This is a genomic window from Rheinheimera sp., from assembly GCF_036568245.1.
In the GTDB taxonomy this organism is placed as follows: domain Bacteria; phylum Pseudomonadota; class Gammaproteobacteria; order Enterobacterales; family Alteromonadaceae; genus Alishewanella.
Window position 1 is genome coordinate 1 of sequence record NZ_DATCSY010000287.1, and the last position, 2,086, is coordinate 2,086.

Consider the following 2,086-nt stretch of genomic DNA (forward strand, 5'->3'; position numbering starts at 1 on the left):
GCCATTGCTGCAGCTTTGATCTTTATCACAGCCAGGCTGCGGCGCGGCTAAATCAAAAGCGCCATACTGCATCGCACTGTAACTGTCACCGTTAGTGATCATAGGTGTTCTGCGCCCCTGGTAGCTGCCCCCGGCCATCACTGCAGTACCTGCACTGGTACCGGCAATAACAAGCTGTCCCGCGCCAAGCATCGATTCAATTTGCTTCAGTTCGGCGGTTGCCGTGCCATCCGGCTGGCGAAAAGCCTGTAACGTCAGGCTCTGATCACCACCATTAATGAAAATTGCATCAGCGCGGCGGATCTGTTCAACGGCAGCATCGGTGCCTTGTTTACAAAATGCCTGCAGCTGCTGCATTAAGTCTGGATAAACCCGTTCACGCTGATAAGTGCCATGATAAGCAGCCAGATATTGTGGCAGCTGCTCGCAGCTTGGTTTGTCATCAATCAGAACGTGCTGCGCAGCCTGATAGGCCGCATTCAGTGGCAGCCAGCTGGCCCGAGCGCCAGCTTCGTTAAATACGTTGACATACATATCGACAGCGGCGAAAGGATCCCGGCCGGAAGCGGTAACGATCAGAATTCTCGGTGCCCGGCTTGGCCCTGCAACCTGCTGCGCCAGCTCGACTATTTTGCGGTAAATCTCAACGGTAAAGCTGTCTTTGGTTTTGCTCAGGTTGGCAAACTCCTTCAGCCGGTTGACTGCACTGCGTTTGGCGCCATTGTCAGCAGACACCATAACCTGTAGCTGATCGAGCACAAAATCACGTTCTCTGTCAGTCAGCGCATTGTAGTTCACTCTGCCCGACACCCAGATACCGTCAATTTCAATCTCTGCAGAGCGCCACAACCGGACCAGCTCGCGCTCGGATATACGTTCATTACTGACGCGGCTGCGCACAAACTCCAGTAAGGCCAGAGTTTGCTGCTGCTCTATCACTCGCTCTTCGCTCCAAAATGTGCTGTCGGCAATATTAGCCAGATGTTCCTGCGACAGTATAAATTCATCTGCTGACTTAGCGGCCGTACTGAAGGTGTCGCTATCAGTGCAATCGCGCACACTGGCAGAGGCGCAGGTATTTAACCCACCGCCTACCAAAACCATAGAGTAATCAGGAAATTTTTTATTACTGTTTACATTCGCGGCTGAAGCCGTACCAGCCAGTAAGGCTGCAAAGATACAAAGGCTGAGTGATCTCATTGTTCTCTTTCTTATAATTAGCGCAGACGTGTTCAACTACCACTACGACAGATAGCAACCCTCAATTAAAGTGGACATAGATTATCCTGTATTGACTTCTTTGCCAATTAGCAGTAATTCTAATAACAAAGTTAAATTCATTTAACATTCATTTTCCGGCCACGATATCCTCCACAAAGCCTTTGCGATAAGTTCATATCATTAGCCGTCTTACTACCTGTAAGAGTGGTTTAACGGGTAGATAAATGTCATGCAGTGCAGCCAGCACCCTGATGCTTTTGTCGTCCTACTGATCGCAAAACAGCATTCCGCATAAATATGGCACTAAGCAGCAGTAACATTTACGACTAAAAAGCTGTTATCTTTGTTTTTTTGCCATGCCAACTGACATTAGTGGCAAAAATACCGCCAATTCATGTAATTAATTTTCAATTTCAGAAGTAGCCTTTCTGCGCTGTTTACACAGCGCTACGCCACAAATCGCGCTTGCTTTTTTAGTAAAATGCCGGTATACCTGTCAGCAGTTGAACGTTTAGATGGCTAAACATTTCAAGAGTAAATACTCTACAACGCATTGACCTCTGAAAGAGTAACCGTTATTTTCTTTCAGCAGCAGCAAAAACCAATAAAAAGAATAATAATTCAAAAATAATAAATATTTATTTAAATATCAGGACAAGTGTGGAGGTGTGTCATGGCGTTGTACCAGCACAGTCAGGCAAGAGAGAACTGTGGCTTCGGTCTTATCGCTCATCTGGAGGGCGCGGCCAGCCACAGGATAGTCAGAACCGCTATCAATGGCCTGGATCGGATGCAACATCGCGGCGGTATTTCAGCCGACGGTAAAACCGGCGACGGCTGCGGCTTATTAATGCAGAAACCCGAC

At 47.9% G+C, this 2,086-nt stretch carries 1 protein-coding gene and 1 pseudogene; one reads left to right on the forward strand and one right to left on the reverse strand.

Annotation, left to right across the window (positions count from 1 at the left end; all coding sequences use genetic code 11):
- Window positions 1-1,200: pseudogene (locus VIN66_RS12995) on the reverse strand (hypothetical protein); the annotation flags it as partial.
- A 694-nt stretch (window positions 1,201-1,894) separates the two neighbouring features.
- Here VIN66_RS12995 and VIN66_RS13000 point away from each other — a divergent pair.
- The coding region (locus VIN66_RS13000; RefSeq protein WP_331924376.1) for a hypothetical protein at window positions 1,895-2,086 on the forward strand (192 nt) is incomplete at its 3' end.